We start from the raw sequence: 20,528 nt of genomic DNA on the forward strand, positions 1-20,528 counted from the left end.
AATTCAAGCAGTATGAGTGCCTCCGCCGGAATAGATATATCATATCTCAGCTTATCTACAATTGATAAGTATTGGAATACAATGCTTGATATGTTCACGGACGCGGTCTTAAATCCCTCTTTCGACCCCGCACAGCTGGAGCTCGTAAAACATTCGGCAAATATGGCTATTAAAAAAAATATGAGCGACCCTTATCATTTTGCGGTAACAAAATTACATGAACGCTCTTTTAAAGGACACCCGTATGGCAAAGAAAAAGACGGAACGGAAAAGTCCATTAAGGATATAACAATTGACGATTTAAAAAATTGGCATTCCGAAAAACTTACCGCCGAAAGAATGTTCATTGTTGCAGTAGGTAATTTTAATCCTTCAAAACTTGTAAAAGAGTTGAATAAAACATTGGGTAAAATTCCTGCAAAACAAAATACCGTTCCTGAAATAAAACCGTTTGATTTTGCCCAAAACGTTTATACTGAAAATTTCGATAATTCCGAAGGTATAGCGTACATACGCGGCGATTACGTAATACCTCCGGTTGATTCTAAAGATTTTACCGCTTTACGGCTGGCTTACAGTATCTTGGACGAATTGCTTTTTGAAATTGTACGCACACAAAAAGCGGCCTGTTATTCCGTTTGGACAAATGCTCATTCTTTTAAAGCGGCTTACGGCTCCTTAGTTGTGTTTAAATCGGATAAGCCTACCGTTGCAAAACTTGCTTTTGATGAAGCTATTGCAACTCTTGCCTCAGGTAAAACAATAAACTTAAAAGGGCAGGGAATAAAAAGCGGCGAAGGAACGGTTTCAAAATCCAGCGGACCGAAATACGCTCCCATTGAAGAAAATATAGAAGCATACAAAGCGAAATTTATAAACGGATTTTTCAGCGGACAGCTTACAAACGCAGCCGCAGCCTCACAAATTATAATAAGCTATGCCTATCACGGAAACCCTTACGAGTATCTAAAATTTATTGACAATATAAATGCCGTTACTGCCGAAGATGTAGTCAGAGTTATAAATCAATATCTTGTAAACGGAAAAGTAAGCTGGATTGTAGTTTCGGATAAGGAAGGCCTTTCAAAGGTTGACAAATCAAAATTTATGCAGTTTACGGGAACCGTTAAGAAATAGCAACTTGCTTCCGCCGATTAGGCGGGAGCATTTTTTTAACAAAAACCCGGGAGCACTACGGCACAAAAAGAATTAATCTACCGCTGCTTCCTTCCGGCTCTGACGGGGTTTGAAAAACCTTTTTTGCATAGGTCCCGGGACGGAGAGAGAGGGATTCGAACCCTCGGTACCATCTCTGGCACACACGACTTCCAATCGTGTACCTTCGACCACTCGGACATCTCTCCAAAAAAAATGTTTATCGAAATGCAATACCGACCGTCTTTTCCGCCTTCCTTAAAGAATTAAAGAAAGCGGAGAGAGGGGGATTCGAACCCCCGGTACCTTACGGTACAACGGTTTTCGAGACCGCCCGATTCAGCCGCTCTCGCATCTCTCCAAAACAAAAAAATAGCCGGTCCGGATACCAAAAATATCCTATAGCCGGCTATATGAGGCTAGGCGGGTTCGAACTGCCGACCTTCAGATCCGCAATCTGACGCTCTATCCAGCTGAGCTATAGCCTCGAAATTACAAAATACTTTATCACGGAGTAGGGGGGATTCGAACCCCCGGTACCCGTAAGGGCACAACTCCTTAGCAGGGAGCCCGATTCGGCCGCTCTCGCACCACTCCAGAGTTCCACATCTAATATGGACTTAAGGTTTACATATACCGGTTTCAGTAAAACCTTACGGAGCGAGAGGGATTCGAACCCCCGGTACCTCTCAGCACAACGGTTTTCAAGACCGCCGCCTTCAACCGCTCGGCCATCGCTCCTAAAATGTACTGAGCAGGATAACCTAAAATAGCCGGTTTTGTCAATAGGTAAATGAAGTTTTTATATATTTTATATATAAAAAATCGGACGGTTTTGCGGAATAAAAACCCTCCGATAAAACATCATAAGTCTTATTTAACCTTCTTTAATATTATCTTTTCGCGTTTTCAATATCTTTAACTGAAGGAGACTTTACTTTTTGCCATACGGAAACAAATTTATAAGCGGTTTTAACACCGTTTTTTGTTTTTGTATACTCATCGGTTATGGTTAAAGAATCCTTATTAAAAGAAAAACTACCATCTTCACCTGCTGCAATTATCAGTTTATTTCCGTCTACGGTATAAGAGTAAGCGGGACCGCGTGTAAGTCCAGGCTCCTTACCCCCCTCTATTTTAGTTGCTTTATAACACAAGCCGCTTTTTGTGAAACACCAGTACTTATATATGGTAATATCTCCGTTTTTATAAGGATATGTTTTAGGGTTTACCAATATGCCGTTTTGATATTCATTGCTGGTTTTTAACTCCCACACTCCTTGAAATTTACTTTTCATAGAACAGCCTGAAAATATGGTTATAAAATTAATCGCAAAGATTAATGTCCCGATAATAAATCCTATATTTTTCCGTTTCATACATATACTCCTTTTTGCAAAACATTTTTTTGCAAATTTTTAAAATTTATCTTATAGAATTGAAACAGATTGATTCCGCCTTTGTATATAAAAAATACAACAACCTTAAAATATTTCAAACTATAGATATTTTTATTTTACCCCCCCCCCCCCCCCCATTGTCAAGCCCTATTGACACGATTTTCAGTAAATTTTTAAAAACATCATAAGTCTTGAAAAAAATCGGGAATAAATATATATTTTTATACGGAGTATGCTTTATGACAAATTCGATTGAAACGGAAACAAATTTAAGCGGAAAAACAATTTCAAACAGATTATGGAAACTTGCCTACCCTACAATGATTTCCGTCGGGCTTCAAAGTTTATATGATATTGTAGATATGGCATGGGTAGGGCAAATTTCAAAAAAAGCGCTTTCAGGTGTTGCCATTTTTTCTTCAATTTATATGCTTTTTACTATTTTAAACGAAATTGCGGGAGCAGGCTCCGTTTCAATGATTGCACAAAATTACGGACGCGGAGATATCGAAAAAACAAGACGGATTGCGGAACAGACAATAAGTTTTAAAGTTGTTCTTGCAATAGTATCCGCTTTTCTGCTGGCCGTATTTTTAAAACCGCTTTTGTATTTTTTTCTTCCTGACGAAGAAGTTATAAAAAACGCTCTCGATTACGGCAGACTTAGAATATTTTTTATTCCGATAATGTTTTCCTCATATTCCGTAAACACTATTTTTAGGTGTACCGGAGACGCTAAAACCCCTATGCATATTATGCTGATTGCCGCAGTACTTAATTTAATATTGGACCCGCTTTTTATGTTTGAAATAATTCCGGGAACAAGTATAAGAGGTTTAGGTATGGGAGTGTTCGGAGCGGCACTTGCAACGGTCATAGCAAGAACAATAAGTTTTTTATACGGGTTTATCATTTTACTTACGGGGAAAAAACATATTTCAATAAGGTTTAAGGGGCTTTTTAAGCTCGATAAAAAAATCGATAAAGATTTATTGTCTATAGGTTTCCCGTCCGGAATAAATTTACTTGTCCGCACGGTTGCCCAAGTTACAATTATGAAATTCGTTACCGTTTACGGGGCCGATGCCGTAGCTCTTGCAGGCGTCGGAGGAAAATTCGCACAGTTTGCTTTTATGCCGATTTTCGGCTTTAATATAGGAGGCTCCACCTTAATAGGACACAGCTTGGGCCGCGAAAATATTCCGCAGGCAAAACTGATTGCCCGCCTTGCGGTCATATTAACTTCTGCGGTAATAGCCTGTTTTACTCTGGCTGTTTTTATAATACCCGAATTCCTTTTAAAATTCTTTTTTAAAGACGACACGGCAATGATTGCACAAGGGGCTGTAATGATACAATTTTTTTACTTATCGTTTTTAATTCTTGCCGCAGCTTTAGGTTTTTCATCCGTGTTTACAGGCTCAGGCCATACAAAACCTCTTTTATACTCCACAATTACTTCACGCTGGCTGGTTCAAATTCCGGTTTTATTTTTATTTGTGAATATTTTGCACTTACCCTTATATACCGTATGGTTTTCTTATATTATTTCGGAAGCCGCCGAATTTTTCGTAATTTTTTATCATTATAAAAAAGGCGTTTGGTGCTGCAAGCGAGTTTAAATTTATTTTATAGGTTAAAAAATCTAAATAAGGATTTTATAAATGCTAAGCTATAGACACGGATTTCACGCAGGGAATACGGCGGACGTTTTTAAACACTCCGTTTTGTTTTCGTTTTTAAAATTATATACACAAAAAGCAAAGCCTTTTACCGCTTTCGATTTAAACGGAGGCTCTGGGGTGTATGATCTTTTAAGCGAATGGAGCGTACAGACAGGCGAAGCGGATTTAGGTATTGTCCGTTTATTAAAACTTTATAACGAAAAAAAACTACCTTATCCTATCCCCGAAGACTTTAAAAACTATTTGGAATTTTGTAAGACGAATTATAAAAAAGACAACTCTTATTACGGTTCACCTGAAATAATCCGCTCATTTTTACCTCCCGAATCTAATTTGATTGTTACGGATTTACATTCCGCAGAAGCGGAAAATTTAAAACTGCGTTACAAGAATGTACAAAATATTCATGTACATAAAAGAGACTGTTACGAAGCCGTGTGCGCGCTGACGCCGCCCAATCCCGTACGAGGCTTCGCTCTTTTCGACCCGAGCTACGAAATTATTTCAGACTATAAAAATGTTGCAAAAGCCGTCGAAAAAACAAAAGGCAAATGGAATGCAGGAATTTTTATTGTATGGTATCCGCTTTTGGAACACCGCTTGACGGAAATACGCGAATTAAAACAGCGCTTAAGCGGTTTAAAAAACAGCCCGTATCTTAATTTTGAAGTTGAACACGGCTTATATTTAAAAGATTTTTACCTGTCGGAAAAAACGGAAGGTTACGGTTTACGGGGCTCAGGAATTTTTATTATAAACCCGATATGGGGTTTAAAAGAAAAATTGGAAGAACTCGTTGAGTATGTAAGCGGCGGAAACGGCCTTAATCCCGCCCTATTGTAATTTTTCCTTACAAGTGATACACTTCTTTGCATAAGCAGTGATAATACATTCTTAACGGAAAATTGTTAATCGGTTTCAATTTATAAACCTAAAATTTGAGGGAATCAAAATGAACTACATTGAAAATAATTTGGCAATACTTGCCTGCCCGGGCGGAGAGGCTTTTGCAAACCTTACAATAGAAAATTTAAGACATATTTATGCTCATAAATTTTATAATCAAAGTAAAAAATTAGCAAAGCGTTATTCCGTTGCCGAAAATGAAATGGTTCAAAAATTCAATTTTTACAGCGATTTATTTTCAAGCCGAATGTCGGTAAGCAGCGATACCGAAAAATTCCATCTTCCCAAATTTAAAGTGGACGCACGTTTTACTTATTTTATGAACGGAGAATTTAAAACCGAAATTTTGGAAACCATACGAGGAAAAGATGTTTATATTTTTCAAGATGTGGAAAACAAACAGGAAATAACGATTAACGAAGGAAAAAACAGAGAAATCTTTTCGGTAAACGACCATTTAATGTCGCTTATAGTAACAATAGATGCCGTCCGTCATGCGGGAGCGGGAAGAGTGTCGCTTGTACTTCCCGTTTATCCGTACAGCAGACAGCATAAGAAAAAAGGCAGGGAAGGTTTAACCGCCAGCTTACTCGGTCATATTTATGAAAACCTCGATGTAGAGCAAATAATTACACTTGATATCCATTCCCGCGAAATAGAAAACGCCTTTCATTCAACACGATTACAAAACCTTCACGCAAGTTACCAAATCATCAGAGAGCTTACAAAAATTGTCGATTTAAGTGCGGATTCAAATGAAGAATTTGTTGTTGTTTCTCCCGATTCCGGAGCCGTTGACAGGAATAAATTTTATTCTTCAGGTTTACAAAAGCCCCTTGCAATGATTTATAAAGAACGGGATTACTCCGTCGTTACGCAAAATGCAAAGCAGTCAAATATAGTAAATATAAAACTTTTAGGCGATGTAAACGGAAAGACGGCCTTCCTTGCAGATGATATGCTCGGAACGGGAGGCACTCTTTTAAAAGGTATGGAATTTTTAAAGGATAACGGAGCAAAAAAAGTCATTGCCGCCGTAAGTCTTCCCTTTTTTACAGGAGATGCGATTCAATTGTTTGATGAGGCATATAAAAAGGGTTTATTTTATCGCATAATAGGAACAAATGCGGTATACCATACGGAGTTAAAAGAAAAAGAGTGGTACATAGAAACCGATGTTTCAGGCCTTTTCGCTCAAGTTATAACAAGATTGCACGAAAATTTATCCCTTTCAAGCTTACTCGATAACCGCAGTATAATCGAAAAGCTTTTAAAAAATGCCTCTGCCGCAAAAAAATGACTTTTTGTTCGGCCGTCTTTGATATAGGCACCTCTTCATTAAAAGGCGCACTGATAGACAAAAACGGAAAAGTTTATATTCAAAGCCGCCTGTTTTTCCCCGCTGCGGTGGAAGCGGAAAATTGGTTTATTTCATTTGAAAATATGTTTAAACAATTTTCCGATTTTGCCTTTAACGGAAATATAAAAATTTCGGGTATTTGCATTTCGGGTAACGGGCCCAGCCTGATTGCCGTTTCGGGCGAAACAAATAAACTTCTTCTTTGGAATGTCCCGCTTTTAAAAAAAGAGCAAGCGGAAAACGATGCTGATACACAAAAACTTTTAAAAAAAACTTTAAATACCCGCTCCATTTTTTTACCGCGTTTTGAGGTTTTCTCTTTATTATTTCCGGAAGAATTTAAAAATGCCGAAACTTTTTTTTCAGGCCCGGAATTTTTAATTTATAAACTTACAAAAAATTGCGTTACGGTTTTACCCGAGGAACGTTATACCTGCGCATATTGGACAAAGGAAGAGTTGAAAGAATTTAAGATACCTTTAAAAAAAATTCCGCCTTTTGTAAAAGCCGGCAGCTTGTGCGGATTTTACCGTTCTATCCCCGTTTTTGCGGGAGTACCGGATTTTATAGCAGCCCTTATAGGAACCGATACCGTATATCCGGGAGCGGCTTGCGACAGAGCGGGCTCAAGCGAGGGAATAAACATTTGTGTAAAAGAAATTCCGCCTCCCGAAAAGCTGAAAGGTTTACGGGTCTTACCTTCTCCCGTTGCGCCGTTTTGGAACCTGGCCTTTATTTTATCCGATTCCGGAATCATTTTCTACGAATATATAAAAAAACACGGAGGAAGTTTTTTGGATTTCGATTCTTTTATGCAGGCTATTATTGATGAAAGGAATAATCCCAAAAACGGAGAAAGCACTGCGGCCGCCGGGAACCTTCTTGTAGAAAAAATTGCAAATGAGGTTAAAGCCGGAATGGATTTATTGGAAAATGCAGCCGGATTTCGTCCCGTATATACAATGTGCGGAGGGCAGGCAAAAAGCACCTTGTGGCGCAAACTCAAAGCCGAAATTACCTGCCGTAAATTTAAAATGCCGCGCCTTGCGGACGCGGAGCTTTTAGGCGATGCCGCAATTGCCTTTACTTCACTCGGAGAATACGGCTCCGTTTCGGAAGCTGCGGCGCTTATAAGCGGCAGCCGATACATAAACAAGCCTTTTTATTTACAAACCGATATTTAAAAAAACGGGAAGACGGGAATGTTTATAAAAACGATTCAAACAATTTTCCGAACAACAAACCCCAGCCGTCCACCATTACAAAAAGAATCAGTTTAAAAGGCATTGAAATTTGTACGGGCGGAAGCATAATCATACCCATCGACATTAAAATACTTGCAACAATCATATCGATTATAATAAAGGGCAAGTATAAAAATATACCGATTTGAAAGGCAATAGTAAGTTCATGCAAAATAAAAGAGGCTATCAAAATATGCGTAGGAACATCTGCAAGTGTATTGGGTTTTTCCAGTTTGGCAAGAGCCATAAAGGTTCTAATATGGCTAGGGTCTTTTTGCATTTGCTTATACATAAAATACCGCATAGGTTTTTCCGCTTCGCGGTAGGCTTCTTCAATGGAAATTTTTCCGTCCGACATAGGCTTAAAGGAATTGTTGTAAATTTCGGTAAAAACAGGCTGCATAATAAAAAGCGTTAAAAAAAAGGCGATACCGTTAAGAACCTGTGTAGGCGGAACTTGCTGTAACGACAAGGCTCTTTTTACAAAATCCAAAACTATACTTAACCGTAAAAAACTCGTCATCAATAAAAGAAGACTCGGAGCAATCGAAATAAGAGTTATAAAAATTAAAAGTTGAACTGAAAAAGCTACGTCTTTATTGGTTGAAGGCTCCCGTATTCCGAAATTTATAAAAGGGATTCTGCCGGCTTCACGGTTAGGATTTTGATTTGTTCTACCTGCAGTAGAACCGTCCGGGAAGTTATTATTTTGCGAAAAAAGTTCAAGAGGAGAAAAAAGAACGGCCGTAAAAAATAAAAATACAAAAAATTTCTTTTTCATTATTCCTCCGAAGGCTCACTTCCCTCAAGATTATTCCCGTTACGGAAGTCGGCGGCTTTATTTAAACGTTCATGCTGTGCGGCAAAAAAATCTTCCGAAGAGGCTTTCTTTTCCGCCTGTTTTTGAGGCCAAAATAAGGCAAAAACCGAGGAAAAATCTTTTTTGCCCGTAACGCTTTTTTTGTCGGCTTCCAAGTTCATTGCATCAACAAGGTTTTTATCTTCAACTTCTCCTATTTTGTTTATAGAAGAATCGGAAACTCCGATTATATAAGCCTTTTCACCTAGAGTAATAACGTGAATGCTTTTACCTTGAGCTATATTTATTGAGGATACGTTTTTTAAATAGGGGTCGTCGGTACCGAAAACACGGGTAGACTTTTTTAAAAACTTAATTACAACATAAGCTAAAATACAGACTATAGTCAAAGCCGCCAAAAGCTGCAATAAGCCGGTAATAGGAGTACTTATTCTATTATCGGCGGCGGAAGTAGAATTATTTTCCGTATTGTTTAAAGCGGCTATAGATGTTTGTTCTTCCGTTTTTTTCGTATCAAGTAAAATACTTTCTTCGGCAGGAAGTTTTTTACCGGCAACGGCTTCCTTATCCTCGCCTTCCGCAAAGAGTAAGAAGGAGGATATAATAAACAAAGTAAAAAAAACTTTTCTGTAAGAGCTCTTTTTCATTTTCCCACCCGTTAAATTCATAACAGTTAAAGTAAAAACTTATACATCGGCAATACGTTCCGCAGGAGATAGAATTTCGGTTATACGTACACCGAAATTTTCTTCTATAACTACAACTTCACCTTTTGCAATCGGCTTATGGTTTACAAGAACATCAACAGGTTCACCGGCTAATTTATCAAGTTCGATAATATGCCCTTCACCCATTCCGAGAATCTCTTTTATCATCTTTTTTGTTCGTCCGAGTTCTACGGTCATTTCCATGTAAACGTCCATAATAAGACCGATATTACCCTGCTCTTCTTGAGTTACAAACCCTTGAAGCGGCGGGAACTGCACCGGCTGAACACTCGCATTCATTCCCATATTTTGCATAGCCATACCGCCCTGCATACCTTGCATAGGCATCATTCCTCCTTGAGGCATACCCTGTGCGGCACCTCCGAAATTTTGAAAACCGTTTTGCATACCCTGCATACCTTGCGCAAAACCGCCCATAGCTTGAGAGGCTGCACCCGCTCCTCCGCCCGTCATCATATCTTGAGCTTGAGCGGCGGGGTCCGGCCCTGCCGTAGTATTTATAATGGCGTCCGCCGCACTTTCCGAAATTACTTCCCAAAATTTATATGCGCTGTTATCAAGCTGTATATTGTAAGTAATACTTATAAAATTACGCTGCGGAAGTCTAATCATTGCTTTAGGAACATGCAGCGACTCCGCAGGATTTGATACGACGCCCGACAGACCGCTTCTTTCAAGAGAAGTAACCTCCGTGCCGGCATATTGGGATACGGTTTCGCTTATTACCGAAAGAGCCATATCATCGATTTCGGTTCCTTCTTCGTGATTTACCAAATTAACTATTTTTTGCGCCAAATCAGGGGGCATTACGAAAACATGGTCCCCGGAAAGAGCTCCCGAAAAGTCTATAAGTGAAGCAACCGCCATTTCGGAAATATTTTGTAAAAACCCTTCCCTTTCCGTCATTTCAACTATGGGCTCCGAAATGCTCACGCTTTTTCCGCTCATAGATTCCAAATTTGAAGAAAGCCCCGGAATATTCCCGTTTACAAACTTTAATAATGCATTCTTTTTAAAATCCGATAAACCTGCATTTCCGGAGCCGCTTGAAGGCGCCGCGGCACCGGACATACTTACACCCGACAACAAAGCATCTATTTCATCTTGAGAAATTGAACCATCACTCATACAAATCTTCTCCTTCCGATGATAATTCTTCGAATTCATCGCCCGTAATATCTTCTATCTTTTCCAAAATCTGAACAGCCAGTTTTTTCCCTTTTACACCGGGTTGACATAAAAATTTAGGTCTGTTTCCCACACTTAAATTAAAAGGGTCTCCCACACGGATATTCGGAAGTCTTACAACATCTCCCGTCCTTAAATTAAGTACATCACGTATGGAAACATCAAGCGAACCTATTTCCGCAACCATATCGACTTCAACGGACGAAAGTTTATCTTTAATTGCCGCCGCATATTGCCCGGTTGAAGCCCTTCGTACGGAAGAAAACCAAAATTGTGTAGAAAGTTTCGAAATAATCGGTTCCAGCGTAATATAGGGCAGACAGATATTCATCATACCCTCTTCTTCGCCGACCTTTGTTTCAAGCGTTACCAATAAAACCATTTCGGACGGCGTAACTATTTGGACAAACTGCGGGTTATTGTCTATATTTGCCAAACGGGGGCGTAAATCGACAACAGTAGTCCACGCTTCGCGCATATTTGCCAAAATACGGACAACAACGCCTTCCATAACCGAACTTTCAATTTCCGTTAACTCGCGTTGAACCTTAGTGCCCTGCCCTTTTCCGCCGAAAAGTCTGTCAATAATCGAAAAAGTAACGGACGGGTCTATTTCCAAAAGAGCGCTTGCTCTTAACGGGTCCATATTTATAATTGCCAGTGTTGTAGGCGTAGGTATCGACCGTATAAATTCTTCGTAAGTAAGCTGCTCTACGGTTGCTACGTGAACATGAGCCATGCTCCGCAGCTGAGCGGAAAGAGAGGTGGTTGTAAGACGGGCAAAGGTTTCATGCATCATCTGTACGGTACGCATTTGCTCTTTTGAAAATTTATCGGGACGTTTGAAATCGTAAATTTTTATCTTACGCGTATCGTTGACGGCGCGAAAATCTTCGGTATCCGTATCTCCTGAGCTTATTGCGGTGAGAAGCTGATCTATTTCATCTTGTGAAAGAACTTCTGTCATGGCTCTCCTCTTATTTTACTGTTCGATAATATCGTATTGAGTAAAACGCACATCTTTTATTTTATTTTTGGTTAAAATATTATCGTTTATTTCATTTCTGATTTCTATCTTAATCTTTTCTTCCTGCTTTAATTCCGCAACGGTTTTATTTTTAAAATATGTCCGCAAAAAATCTATAATTTCGACTTTTCTTGCGGAAAGCTCTTGCGGAGTTGCCTTATCGTTGTTTGTATATCCTAAAGCAATTTCCGTAATTACCGTAGCGGGAATTCTGTCTTTACTTTGAACTTTAATACTGCCTATAGCTTGATACCATTGTAAAACGTCTCGTGTATCCCTGTATTCTTCCGAAACGGGATAATCGGAATAAGTTTTACCTTTTTTATCGCGTATATTCATCGTAATAACTACAACGGTAACGATAATTATTAAATTAGCTAAAACTATAACAACCCATTTTATCAATGTAGAAATAAGCCCGGAGCCGCCTTTTTTTACAGGTGCGGATACCGCAGAACTGTCCTGCATATCATCGCCGTCATCCATTAAATCGCTATCAGCCATAATTTTCTCCTCTTGTTCAATCTAAGCTTATAAGCTAAATAAAAGCTTATACATTATATCATTAAAAATGTCCTTCGTCCAGAATAATTATATCAACCCTTCTGTTATATGCCCGCCCCTCGGCAGTATCATTACTGAAAATCGGCCGTGTATCGGCATAACCGGCAACGGAAAAACGGGATTCCTGAGCTCCGAAATCGGTAAGGCTGTGCAATACGTTTATAGCCCGTGCGGAAGAAAGCTCCCAATTGCTCTTCCATATTTCAGGGTCGGTAGAGCCGGTGTCGGTATGCCCTTCTATACGGAAACGTCTTCCGGCAAGGTCATCGGAAGATAAAAACTGCGCAAGGTTTAAAAGCGTATCCCGTGATTCGGCAATGTTAAGCTCCGCACTTCCCGGATAAAAAAACATATCCGAAGCTAAACTTATAACAAGTCCGCGCTCATCGCTTGTTACGGCAATCTTATTGGTTTTTATATCCGGTGCAAAAAGCGAAACCGCTTTTTTAAGAGCTGTCCCTAAAGCCTTTCCCTTTTCCATAGAAGGAAGAGAGCTTATAGTATTGCCCAAATCGGATAAGGTTCCCACGGAAACGGATATTCCCCCTCCCGTGGGGTCAGCGCTAATCGATGCCGAAAGAGCTTGAAGCTGAACAATATCTACTTCCGACGGGTCAAAAAGCATAACGAAAAAGCACATCATAAGAGTAACCATATCCGCATAAGTAGTAAGCCAGCCGCTGCCTGCCGCCTTTGCACCTTTTTTCTTTCTCGCCATTTTAATCCTTTAAGACTTCCGCCTCTATCGATTTTCTATCCGCAGGACTTAAATAAGTTACAAGCCGTTGAGCTAAAATTCTTGGGTTATCTCCGGCTTGAATGCCCAAAACACCTTCTATAATCATTTCCTTGGCTTTTACTTCCAAGTTGTTTTGATATGTTAATTTCGTAGATATGGGAACAAAGAGCCAGTTTTGAAGAAATGAACCGTATAAAGTAGTAACAAGAGCAACGGCCATATTCGGTCCCAACGAGCTTTTATCGTCAAGGTTCAACAACATACCTATAAGTCCTATAACCGTACCCAACATTCCGAAACCCGGCGCAAGCGTTGCCCATGCATTTACAAGTGAAATCCATGTATTATGTCTTTCTTCCAATTGGTTAAGTTCGTTTTCCATTAAAGCCCGAATTGCTTCCCCGTCTATACCGTCAACAACGTTTCTTAATCCCGTACGCATAAAAGCGTCTTCAAAATCTTCGATTTCTTCTTCCAGTGCAAGAAGACCCGCTCTTCGGCTTTTTTCCGATAATGCTACAAATTTTTGAACAAGCGTTTTTTCCCCGTAATCCGCAGTTTTAAAAACCTTGCCCATAACCTTGAAAATACCGATTGTGTACGACAGAGGATAGGTCAAAAACAAACACATATAAGAGCCGCCGATTGTAATAAACATTGAAGGAACATCGATAAGACCTCCGAGCGAACCGCCCATAAACGCACCGAACGCTACGACGGCAACTCCTCCGAACAAACCTATAAACGACGCTATATCCATACATTCCCCTTTTTACCGTTACAATTCATTTTTAAACAACCCGATTTTTCGGCGGTAAGCGGTTATTGCTTCAAGAAGCTCTTCCGGCGTTTCTTTTACTATATAAAATTTACCGGAAAGCATTTGAAGCGTAACATCGGGATTACACTCGATTATTTCAATTTGATGAGGATTTATCCAGTATTTTGTCCCGTTTAACCGCGTTACCCGTATCATAAAATATCTCGTATTATACTATATTATCTCTTCAAATTCAAGACCGTTTCAAGCATTGTGTCGGAAGTTTGTATGGTTTTAGCACCCGCTTGAAAACCTTTTTGAGTTACAATCATATCGACAAACTGGTCGGTTAAATCAACGTTACTCATTTCCAAAGTACCGCCTATAAGCTTCCCTTTTCCTACCGTTCCCGAAACGGAGATATTTGCAACACCCGAGTTATTGGATTGTACATAAGTGTTTTCTCCGGCCTTTTCCAAACCGCCCTGATTGGCAAACCCGGCCATAGCTATTTGTCCGATTTCCTGTCTTACACCGTTGGAGTAAACTCCGGTAATTACGCCGCTTTGGTCGATTCTAAAGTTTTCAAGATACCCCATAGTGTATCCGTCCTGTTCATAAGCCCTCGTAGTACTATTTTCGGAAAATTGAGTTATAGTATTTTTTGAAGTTCCGATTTCGCCTAAATTTATATTGAAGGTGTGGCGTGTAGGAGCGCCGTCCGCCCCCGCATTTGCACCGACAACATTGTATGAAACTTGCATTAAAACCTGTCCCGCAGGAGCCGTTACGTTTCCTGCCGTATCGGTTACGGAAGCCAAATGACCGTTGTTGTCGAAACGTACAATAAATGTGTTTCCCGTACCGTCGGTTGTTCCTACACCGGTTCTGGTATCGCTTGCTTCGGCATTCGTCGGGTCTACGTTAACGGTTGCCTGCCAAGCATTTTGCTCGCCCGGAACACGGGTAAAATCTATTTGCAACTCGTGAGCCTCTCCGAAAGAATCGTAAACTTTAAATTCCGTAGACCATGTAGATTGTAAAATTTGAGCACGATTTGCATTTTCCGGCAGTTCCGGCAAACGTTTATCCAAGTTACAGGCATAATTTACATTTGTAGTGGCCCTTGCATCGATTTTTTGACCAATCGGAATAATTAAATCCTCGGTTTGCCCCGAAGTATTTATAATTCTGAACCCGTCGGCTTCCTCAGCCATCCAGCCCTGCACTCTCATTCCGTTTGCGGGATTTACAAGAGTGCCTTCTCTGTCAATTCCGAAAGCGCCGGCTCTTGTATAAAATGTTTTCTCTCCGTCTTTTAAAACAAAAAAGCCGTTCCCCTGAATCGCCAAATCGGTATTTACACCGGTAGTTTGCAAAGCGCCTTGTGTAAAAATAGTATCGATACTTGCAACCATCATACCTAACCCGACTTCTTTAGGGTTTACGCCTCCAAGTTCTTCGGTAGGTCTTGCGGCTCCGCTTAACTGTTGCGAAATGAGGTCTTGAAAATTTACCCGTCCGCGTTTAAAACCGGTTGTATTTACGTTTGCAACGTTATTTCCGATAACGTCCATTCTAGTTTGGTGATTTTGCATTCCGCTTACGCCGGAAAATAATGATCTCATCATATAATGTGCCCCCTATCTTTTATTCTGCATATACCGTTTTAACGGCAGACCAATTATACCAGTTCCCGTTTATCATAACTTCGGGATTAGCTCCGCGCGTTGCAGCCGAAATATAACCCGAAAGTTTTGTAGAACCTAAATCCAAATCAACTTTTTTACCGATTGCATTTACCGCGGAAGAACCTGTAAGCATTCCTTCCAAGGCGGTAAAAGTTTTATTTATATTCGTCATTTGCTCAAGAGTTGAAAACTGAGCCATTTGCCCGATAAATTGAGCGTCTTCCATAGGAGAAGTCGGGTCCTGATGCGTTAATTGAGCAATTAAAAGCTGTAAAAAGTCGTCTTTTCCCAACTCTTGCTTCGGGATACGTTTTTCACCGAAATTCTGCTTATTTAAAGTATCTACTTCCATCGCTCTAAGAGCTTTTTCTTCAGGAGACATTTCAAACATGCGGTTTTCTCTCATTTTAACTTTCTCTGACAAAATTTCCGCCGCAGAATCCGCCGTGTTATTAACCGGCATACTTATACTGTTTATAGGCATATTGGTTTTCCTCTCTTAAATCAAAATATCTACGGTAGAACCGTAAATATAACTGTAAGTACTTAAATTATCGGCGTTTTTTTCCGCCGTACTTAAATTTTGCGCAATATTTTGATAATTTATTTCGCCGAAAGAATCGAAATTTTCCGCAAAAGAGTTTTGCGAAGAAGAACCCGACCAGCTTAAATTAAATTCGGCGGCTTCAAACCCGTTTTGCTTAAATTCCTGAGCCAAGGCATCAAGATTTTCTTCAAAGGCTTCAAAAGCCTCCTTTGTAGAAACCGTAACCGTACCGTTGATTTTTTTACCTTCCGCAAGCTCAAGTTTTATTTTTACGGCACCCAAATTCTCAGGTCTGAGCTGCAATCGTATTTCGCCCGCATTATTATCGCGCAAAACAATTTTACCCGCCTGAACAAAATCTTGAGAAGCTTCCCGTATTTCCTGAGCAAACATTGCGGAAAAACTTTGATTCGTTTTTTGGGTTTCTCCGGATTGTAAACCCTTTTCACCGCCTTGCATTAAATTTTGCGCCTTGCCTCTAAAATCGATAACCATATCAACGGAGTTATCCGTTTCAACCCTTTGACCGCTTCCCGCCTCATGTACCGAAGCATCAGCTCGTAAATTTTGAGCTGAACGCAAATCTTCCACCGATATAACGGGTTTACCGGATTTTTGAACAGGCTTTTTTAATTTTATGTTTTCTTCTTCCGTTTTGTCGGTATATTCTTTTTTATTTAATTTTGCCTGAAATACCGTCCGGTTTTGCTTTAATAAAGACTCTTCGTTTAAAGATAAATTCTTTTTCTTTTCAGGTGTTTTTAAATTTTCCGAATCAAGATTTTGTAAAAGCGGAATTTCTTCGCTGTCGCTTAAATTTTCGGGTAAAAGAGTTTTTATATCCAATTCTTCTTCCGAAAGCAACATTTTAAGCATATTTTCATCGCTTTCTAAGGCGATATGCTTAAGGTTTTCTTCTTTTAGATTTGTTTTTTTTAAAGCCGCACTTCCCGTACCCTCTTTTAAAGATTTTTCTTGCGGTTTTAAAAAAGTCTTCAATGATTCCGAATCGGTTTCTTTAAAATTTTTTAAATACTCCGTATTTTCTCCCCTTACCGATTTGGAAACATCTCTTAAATCCCGTGTTCCTGTTTCCGTTTGCACCGCTTCACCGGGATTTTTTTGAATATCCCCGTTTTTTCCTTCCTTGACGGCTGCAATCATTTTTTTAATCATTGCCGGAAACGAATCTCCGTTTCGCACAGGTTCCGAATCAGATTTTTCCGCCTTATACTGCCGTTCATTTTGAGCGGCATTCTCAGGCGAAGACGTTTCATTCATCTGCCTTATAGGCGGCATTCGGTTATGAATGTCTGCTGTCTGCATATAGAACCTCCTAATGTTTAGTCTGTTAGATTTTCGGCGTAATAAAAAAAAACTTTATATCGTATTTTTCCGCAAGCTATATTCAAATTTTAAAAAATATGGTATAATTGATTTCTATAAACGTTTTAAAATTGCGTATAAATTGCCGCACAAAATAAAACGGTAAAACTCAGGTCATTATGGTATACTTTGTAGGAGCGGGTCCCGGGAATGCGGACCTTATTACGGTTAAAGGCAGAAATCTTATCTCAAAAGCGGAAGTTATAATTTATGCAGGGTCTCTTGTTTCAAAAGAACATTTAATGTTTGCAAAAACGTCCTGTAAAATTTACAATTCCGCGGAAATGACTCTTGAAGAAGTTATAGAGGTTATAAAAAACAACAAAAATTCCGAAATTGTAAGACTGCATACGGGAGACCCTGCAATTTACGGAGCAATCCGTGAACAAATGGACGAGCTTGAAAAACTCGGCATTCGATACGAGGTTGTGCCGGGAGTGAGTTCTTTTACGGCTGCGGCGGCGGCAATTAAAAAAGAATTTACCTTGCCGGATATAAGCCAAACCGTAATTCTTACACGTATGGAAGGAAGAACTGCGGTACCTAAAACGGAACGGCTTTCTTCTCTTGCCGCCCACAAAGCCTCGATGTCAATTTTTTTATCGGTTCAAAATATCGAAAACGTAGTTGCGGAATTGCTTAAAGGATATGAAACCGAAGACACGCCGGCAGCAGTCATTTATAAAGCCTCTTGGGAAGATGAAAAAATAATTATAGGAACCCTTGCCGATATAGCCGAAAAAGTAAAAAAAGCGGGAATAAAAAAACAGGCTCAAATTTTAGTAGGCGGTTTTATAGACGGAAAGTACTCACGCTCAAAACTTTACAATCCGGATTTTTCGCACGAATTTAGAAAAAGCAAAGATGAAACAAGCGGAAATTAAAAGTAAAAATATTGTTTGTTATTCTTTTACCGAAAATGCACAAATTATAGGCGAAAAACTTATAACCGAATTTAACACCTTTAATCTTAAAAAAAACAATAAAATTTATATTGAACATTTTTATAATACAAAAACCGAAGGCGGAATAAAAAAGCGTATCGAAGGAGATTTTAAAACAAAGGACGCTTTAATTTTTATTTCTTCTACAGGTATAGCCGTCCGTATGATTAAAAATTATATAAAAAGCAAAACGAGCGACCCTGCCGTAATAGTTATAGACGATACGGGAACTTTTGTTATTTCGCTTTTATCGGGACATATAGGCGGCGCAAACGAACTTACAAAAATTATTGCAAAGTTTTTAGGCGCACAGGCGGTTATTACTACAGCTTCCGATTCGCGTAATATTGAAGCCGTGGACTTATTTGCCGAACGGAACGGCTATGCAATTACCTCTATGGAAGATGCTAAAAAAATTACCTCCGTTATGGTTTCGGGTAAAAACGTAATCTTTTATTCCGAGTGCATACAAAACTCTTCGATTTTAAAGCCTTCAAACCTAATCGATTACCCTAATTTAATTTTATACGGTTTAAAGCCTTACGAAGAAAAAAAAGCGGCGGGAATAATATTCATTTCGAAAAGCCCCGAAAATCTTTTACCTGAAAATTTAGCGTCTCTTAATTTGCCGTTTGTAAAATTGGTACCGCGCACCTTAAATTTGGGAATAGGATTACGTAAAGGAGTATCATATAAGACGGTTAACAAAGCGGTACGGCTTGCCCTTTCTTCAATAGGAAAAACTATGCTTGAAGTAAAAACCTGTGCGTCCATCGATTTAAAAAAAGATGAAAAAGGTCTTTTAGAATTTGTAAGACGGGAAGGCCTCGAACTTAAATTTTTTACTCAAGAAGACATAAAAAAAGTGGAAAACATGTTTACAAAATCCGAGTTTGTAAAAAAAACGGTCGGTGTTTCCAGCGTTTCCGCTCCCTGCGCATACCTTTTAGGCGGCAAAATTCTATTAGATAAATTTAAATATGAGGGCGTAACGGTATCGATAAGTATAAGTGATGGACAAAATTTATAAAAATAATTAGAATAAAACTATATTTTACAAATTTTAGGAGAAAACAAATGAAAAAAATTATTTTTTTTATATTAACTTCTATTGTTCTTGCAGTGTGTTTTACCGGCTGCAATAAAACTTCAAAAGAAGATAATTCCGTAATGCAGGTTATTAAAGAAGCCGAAGGAATGACTCTTGAACAGCTTTTGGAAAAGGCTTATCAAGAATCAAACGGCAAGGTTTTAAAAGGACTCGGGAATTCAAGCCGAGGCAAAACCGCAGGAGAAGGGTTTGTTGCTTTGATGAAAACCAAATATCCCGATTATACGGGCAGCATAGATTGGGCTCAACCTAAAAACAACACTATATTCGACCAGCTTACAAACGATAGTAAAAATGCAAAACCGGAATTTTCTATGACACTTATTCAAGATGGAGCGCAAATTAAAACTAAAATGATAGATACGGGCGTTTTGTATAATTTTATACCCAAAGAATGGAAAGAAGCGGAAGGTGTAGATATAAACGGAAACGGTAACCCATTGGTGCTTCAAACACTTAGTAAAGTTTTTATGTACAACAATGTCGAAGCATCAAACAATTATATGAATGTTTGGGACTTCGTTAAGCAGGAACAAAGACCTATGTGTATGGGCTTGGAATCGGAACCCATAGGCAAAAACTTTTTGTTAATGCTTACAAATGAAAAATACTCAAACATCGTTAAAGATGCCTTTGAGTCCCTTCCTGAAGAAGATAAAACTTACTTTAGCCCTATTATCGGAGAACTGGAAGAAAAAGCGAAAGAATTGGGTCTAACCGAAAACGGAAAATACGCTCTTGCATGGATTAAACTTTTTGTTTCACAGTTTAATGTAAAAACGGATGATGCACCTATAAGTCTTGACTTGGTAAAAAAATCTTCCAAAAATCAAACGGGCTTATTAGTATATTCAAAATTGCGTTCGATAAAAGAAACGGAAGAATCTTCAATAAATAATATTACCGTTGCGGCATACCAAGACGGATATAAGGGCTTCGGAGGCTATGCTTATAAACACTATTTACAAGTTTTAAATCATGCACCGCTTCCGTGGACTGCTTGCGCCTTTATTTCGTATATGGTTACGGTAAAAGAAGGTTTTCATCCGTGGGGAAAGGATATGGGCGGATATTGCTCGAATCCTAATGTAAATCAAGACCACAGCAAAGACGGATACGTAGACGGAGAAAATCTCTTCCCTGCTAAAAATGACAGAGGTTATGATTGGTGGATAACGCAAGGTCAAGGAGGTTTAATTGTTGAAGACCCTGCCTATTGCGCTGAGGTTATATTTACGGTAGGCGAATGGATAAGTTCAATTAAAAAATAAAC

Annotated in this window: 20 protein-coding genes, 5 tRNA genes and 1 other RNA gene; 8 read left to right on the forward strand and 18 right to left on the reverse strand. The window is 39.2% G+C overall.

The genetic code is table 11. From position 1 onward, the window contains the following. Positions 1–12: 12 nt before the first annotated feature. A complete protein-coding gene (locus tag DYQ05_RS02800) occupies positions 13–1,137 on the forward strand; it encodes a M16 family metallopeptidase (RefSeq protein WP_206183797.1) in 1,125 nt (374 codons plus the stop codon). 41 nt (positions 1,138–1,178) lie between these two features. On the opposite strand, the gene ffs is transcribed toward DYQ05_RS02800, so the two are convergent. The 7 genes from ffs to DYQ05_RS02835 all read right to left on the reverse strand — a co-directional run bounded on the left by ffs (position 1,179) and on the right by DYQ05_RS02835 (position 2,534). Continuing rightward, positions 1,179–1,277, reverse strand: an RNA gene (ffs, locus tag DYQ05_RS02805) — signal recognition particle sRNA small type. After that, positions 1,278–1,364 (reverse strand) — tRNA-Ser (locus DYQ05_RS02810). A gap of 67 nt (positions 1,365–1,431) precedes the next feature. Next, positions 1,432–1,516 (reverse strand) — tRNA-Ser (locus DYQ05_RS02815). Between the two features lie 53 nt (positions 1,517–1,569). Then, positions 1,570–1,643, reverse strand: a tRNA-Arg gene (locus DYQ05_RS02820). Positions 1,644–1,665: 22 nt separating this feature from the next. Next, positions 1,666–1,752 (reverse strand) — tRNA-Ser (locus DYQ05_RS02825). A 59-nt stretch (positions 1,753–1,811) separates the two neighbouring features. Continuing rightward, a tRNA-Ser gene (locus tag DYQ05_RS02830) sits at positions 1,812–1,896 on the reverse strand. Positions 1,897–2,048: 152 nt separating this feature from the next. After that, entirely contained in the window at positions 2,049–2,534 is a 486-nt protein-coding gene (locus DYQ05_RS02835) for a hypothetical protein (RefSeq protein WP_024465881.1), read from the reverse strand. A 260-nt stretch (positions 2,535–2,794) separates the two neighbouring features. Between DYQ05_RS02835 and DYQ05_RS02840 the strand changes: the two genes are divergently transcribed. The 4 genes from DYQ05_RS02840 to DYQ05_RS02855 all read left to right on the forward strand — a co-directional run bounded on the left by DYQ05_RS02840 (position 2,795) and on the right by DYQ05_RS02855 (position 7,690). Then, on the forward strand, positions 2,795–4,177 hold the full coding sequence (locus DYQ05_RS02840; RefSeq protein WP_051297452.1) for an MATE family efflux transporter: 1,383 nt from the start codon (positions 2,795–2,797) through the stop codon (positions 4,175–4,177). Between the two features lie 42 nt (positions 4,178–4,219). Beyond that, a complete protein-coding gene (rlmJ, locus tag DYQ05_RS02845) occupies positions 4,220–5,083 on the forward strand; it encodes a 23S rRNA (adenine(2030)-N(6))-methyltransferase RlmJ (RefSeq protein ID WP_029409474.1) in 864 nt (287 codons plus the stop codon). 109 nt (positions 5,084–5,192) lie between these two features. After that, positions 5,193–6,446, forward strand: a complete 1,254-nt coding sequence (prs, locus tag DYQ05_RS02850) for a ribose-phosphate diphosphokinase (protein WP_020964395.1) — start codon at positions 5,193–5,195, stop codon at positions 6,444–6,446. Next, positions 6,443–7,690 (forward strand): FGGY-family carbohydrate kinase, encoded by a 1,248-nt coding sequence (locus tag DYQ05_RS02855; protein ID WP_206183798.1) that lies wholly within the window; start codon positions 6,443–6,445, stop codon positions 7,688–7,690. Before prs ends, DYQ05_RS02855 begins: the two co-directional genes overlap by 4 nt. A gap of 22 nt (positions 7,691–7,712) precedes the next feature. On the opposite strand, the gene fliP is transcribed toward DYQ05_RS02855, so the two are convergent. The 11 genes from fliP to DYQ05_RS02910 all read right to left on the reverse strand — a co-directional run bounded on the left by fliP (position 7,713) and on the right by DYQ05_RS02910 (position 17,140). Further along, a complete protein-coding gene (gene fliP / locus DYQ05_RS02860) occupies positions 7,713–8,531 on the reverse strand; it encodes a flagellar type III secretion system pore protein FliP (protein ID WP_020964397.1) in 819 nt (272 codons plus the stop codon). Next, entirely contained in the window at positions 8,531–9,217 is a 687-nt protein-coding gene (locus DYQ05_RS02865; RefSeq protein WP_206183799.1) for a flagellar biosynthetic protein FliO, read from the reverse strand. Before DYQ05_RS02865 ends, fliP begins: the two co-directional genes overlap by 1 nt. 39 nt (positions 9,218–9,256) lie before the next feature. After that, positions 9,257–10,426: a flagellar motor switch protein FliN gene (gene fliN / locus DYQ05_RS02870; protein ID WP_206183800.1), complete on the reverse strand. Its 1,170-nt coding sequence runs from the start codon at positions 10,424–10,426 to the stop codon at positions 9,257–9,259. Beyond that, positions 10,419–11,453 (reverse strand): flagellar motor switch protein FliM, encoded by a 1,035-nt coding sequence (gene fliM, locus DYQ05_RS02875; RefSeq protein WP_020964400.1) that lies wholly within the window; start codon positions 11,451–11,453, stop codon positions 10,419–10,421. The genes fliN and fliM overlap by 8 nt, the downstream gene beginning before the upstream one ends. A gap of 15 nt (positions 11,454–11,468) precedes the next feature. Next, positions 11,469–12,017: a flagellar basal body-associated FliL family protein gene (locus DYQ05_RS02880; protein ID WP_206183801.1), complete on the reverse strand. Its 549-nt coding sequence runs from the start codon at positions 12,015–12,017 to the stop codon at positions 11,469–11,471. Between the two features lie 61 nt (positions 12,018–12,078). Beyond that, a complete protein-coding gene (gene motB, locus DYQ05_RS02885) occupies positions 12,079–12,795 on the reverse strand; it encodes a flagellar motor protein MotB (protein WP_024466336.1) in 717 nt (238 codons plus the stop codon). Between the two features lies 1 nt (position 12,796). Continuing rightward, complete coding sequence (locus tag DYQ05_RS02890; protein ID WP_024466337.1) at positions 12,797–13,576, reverse strand: motility protein A; 780 nt, start codon at positions 13,574–13,576, stop codon at positions 12,797–12,799. A gap of 18 nt (positions 13,577–13,594) precedes the next feature. Then, a complete protein-coding gene (locus DYQ05_RS02895; protein ID WP_020964404.1) occupies positions 13,595–13,792 on the reverse strand; it encodes a flagellar FlbD family protein in 198 nt (65 codons plus the stop codon). 23 nt (positions 13,793–13,815) lie between these two features. Further along, on the reverse strand, positions 13,816–15,207 hold the full coding sequence (gene flgE / locus DYQ05_RS02900; protein WP_024466338.1) for a flagellar hook protein FlgE: 1,392 nt from the start codon (positions 15,205–15,207) through the stop codon (positions 13,816–13,818). Positions 15,208–15,226: 19 nt separating this feature from the next. Beyond that, a complete protein-coding gene (flgD, locus tag DYQ05_RS02905) occupies positions 15,227–15,730 on the reverse strand; it encodes a flagellar hook assembly protein FlgD (RefSeq protein ID WP_024465995.1) in 504 nt (167 codons plus the stop codon). 36 nt (positions 15,731–15,766) lie between these two features. Continuing rightward, entirely contained in the window at positions 15,767–17,140 is a 1,374-nt protein-coding gene (locus tag DYQ05_RS02910) for a flagellar hook-length control protein FliK (RefSeq protein WP_194076142.1), read from the reverse strand. Positions 17,141–17,319: 179 nt separating this feature from the next. On the opposite strand from DYQ05_RS02910, the gene cobM reads away from it, so the two are divergent. From cobM to DYQ05_RS02925, 3 genes are read left to right on the forward strand one after another with little or no spacing between them, the layout of a single operon-like run. Next, positions 17,320–18,084, forward strand: a complete 765-nt coding sequence (gene cobM, locus DYQ05_RS02915) for a precorrin-4 C(11)-methyltransferase (protein ID WP_020964408.1) — start codon at positions 17,320–17,322, stop codon at positions 18,082–18,084. Further along, entirely contained in the window at positions 18,065–19,174 is a 1,110-nt protein-coding gene (cbiG, locus tag DYQ05_RS02920) for a cobalt-precorrin 5A hydrolase (RefSeq protein WP_206183802.1), read from the forward strand. The genes cobM and cbiG overlap by 20 nt, the downstream gene beginning before the upstream one ends. Before the next feature lie 47 nt (positions 19,175–19,221). Next, positions 19,222–20,526 carry a hypothetical protein gene (locus DYQ05_RS02925; protein WP_194076145.1) on the forward strand — a complete coding sequence of 435 codons (1,305 nt, stop codon included), beginning with the start codon at positions 19,222–19,224 and terminating at the stop codon, positions 20,524–20,526. Positions 20,527–20,528 lie beyond the last annotated feature (2 nt).

This window comes from Treponema pedis (genome assembly GCF_017161325.1).
GTDB lineage: Bacteria > Spirochaetota > Spirochaetia > Treponematales > Treponemataceae > Treponema_B > Treponema_B pedis.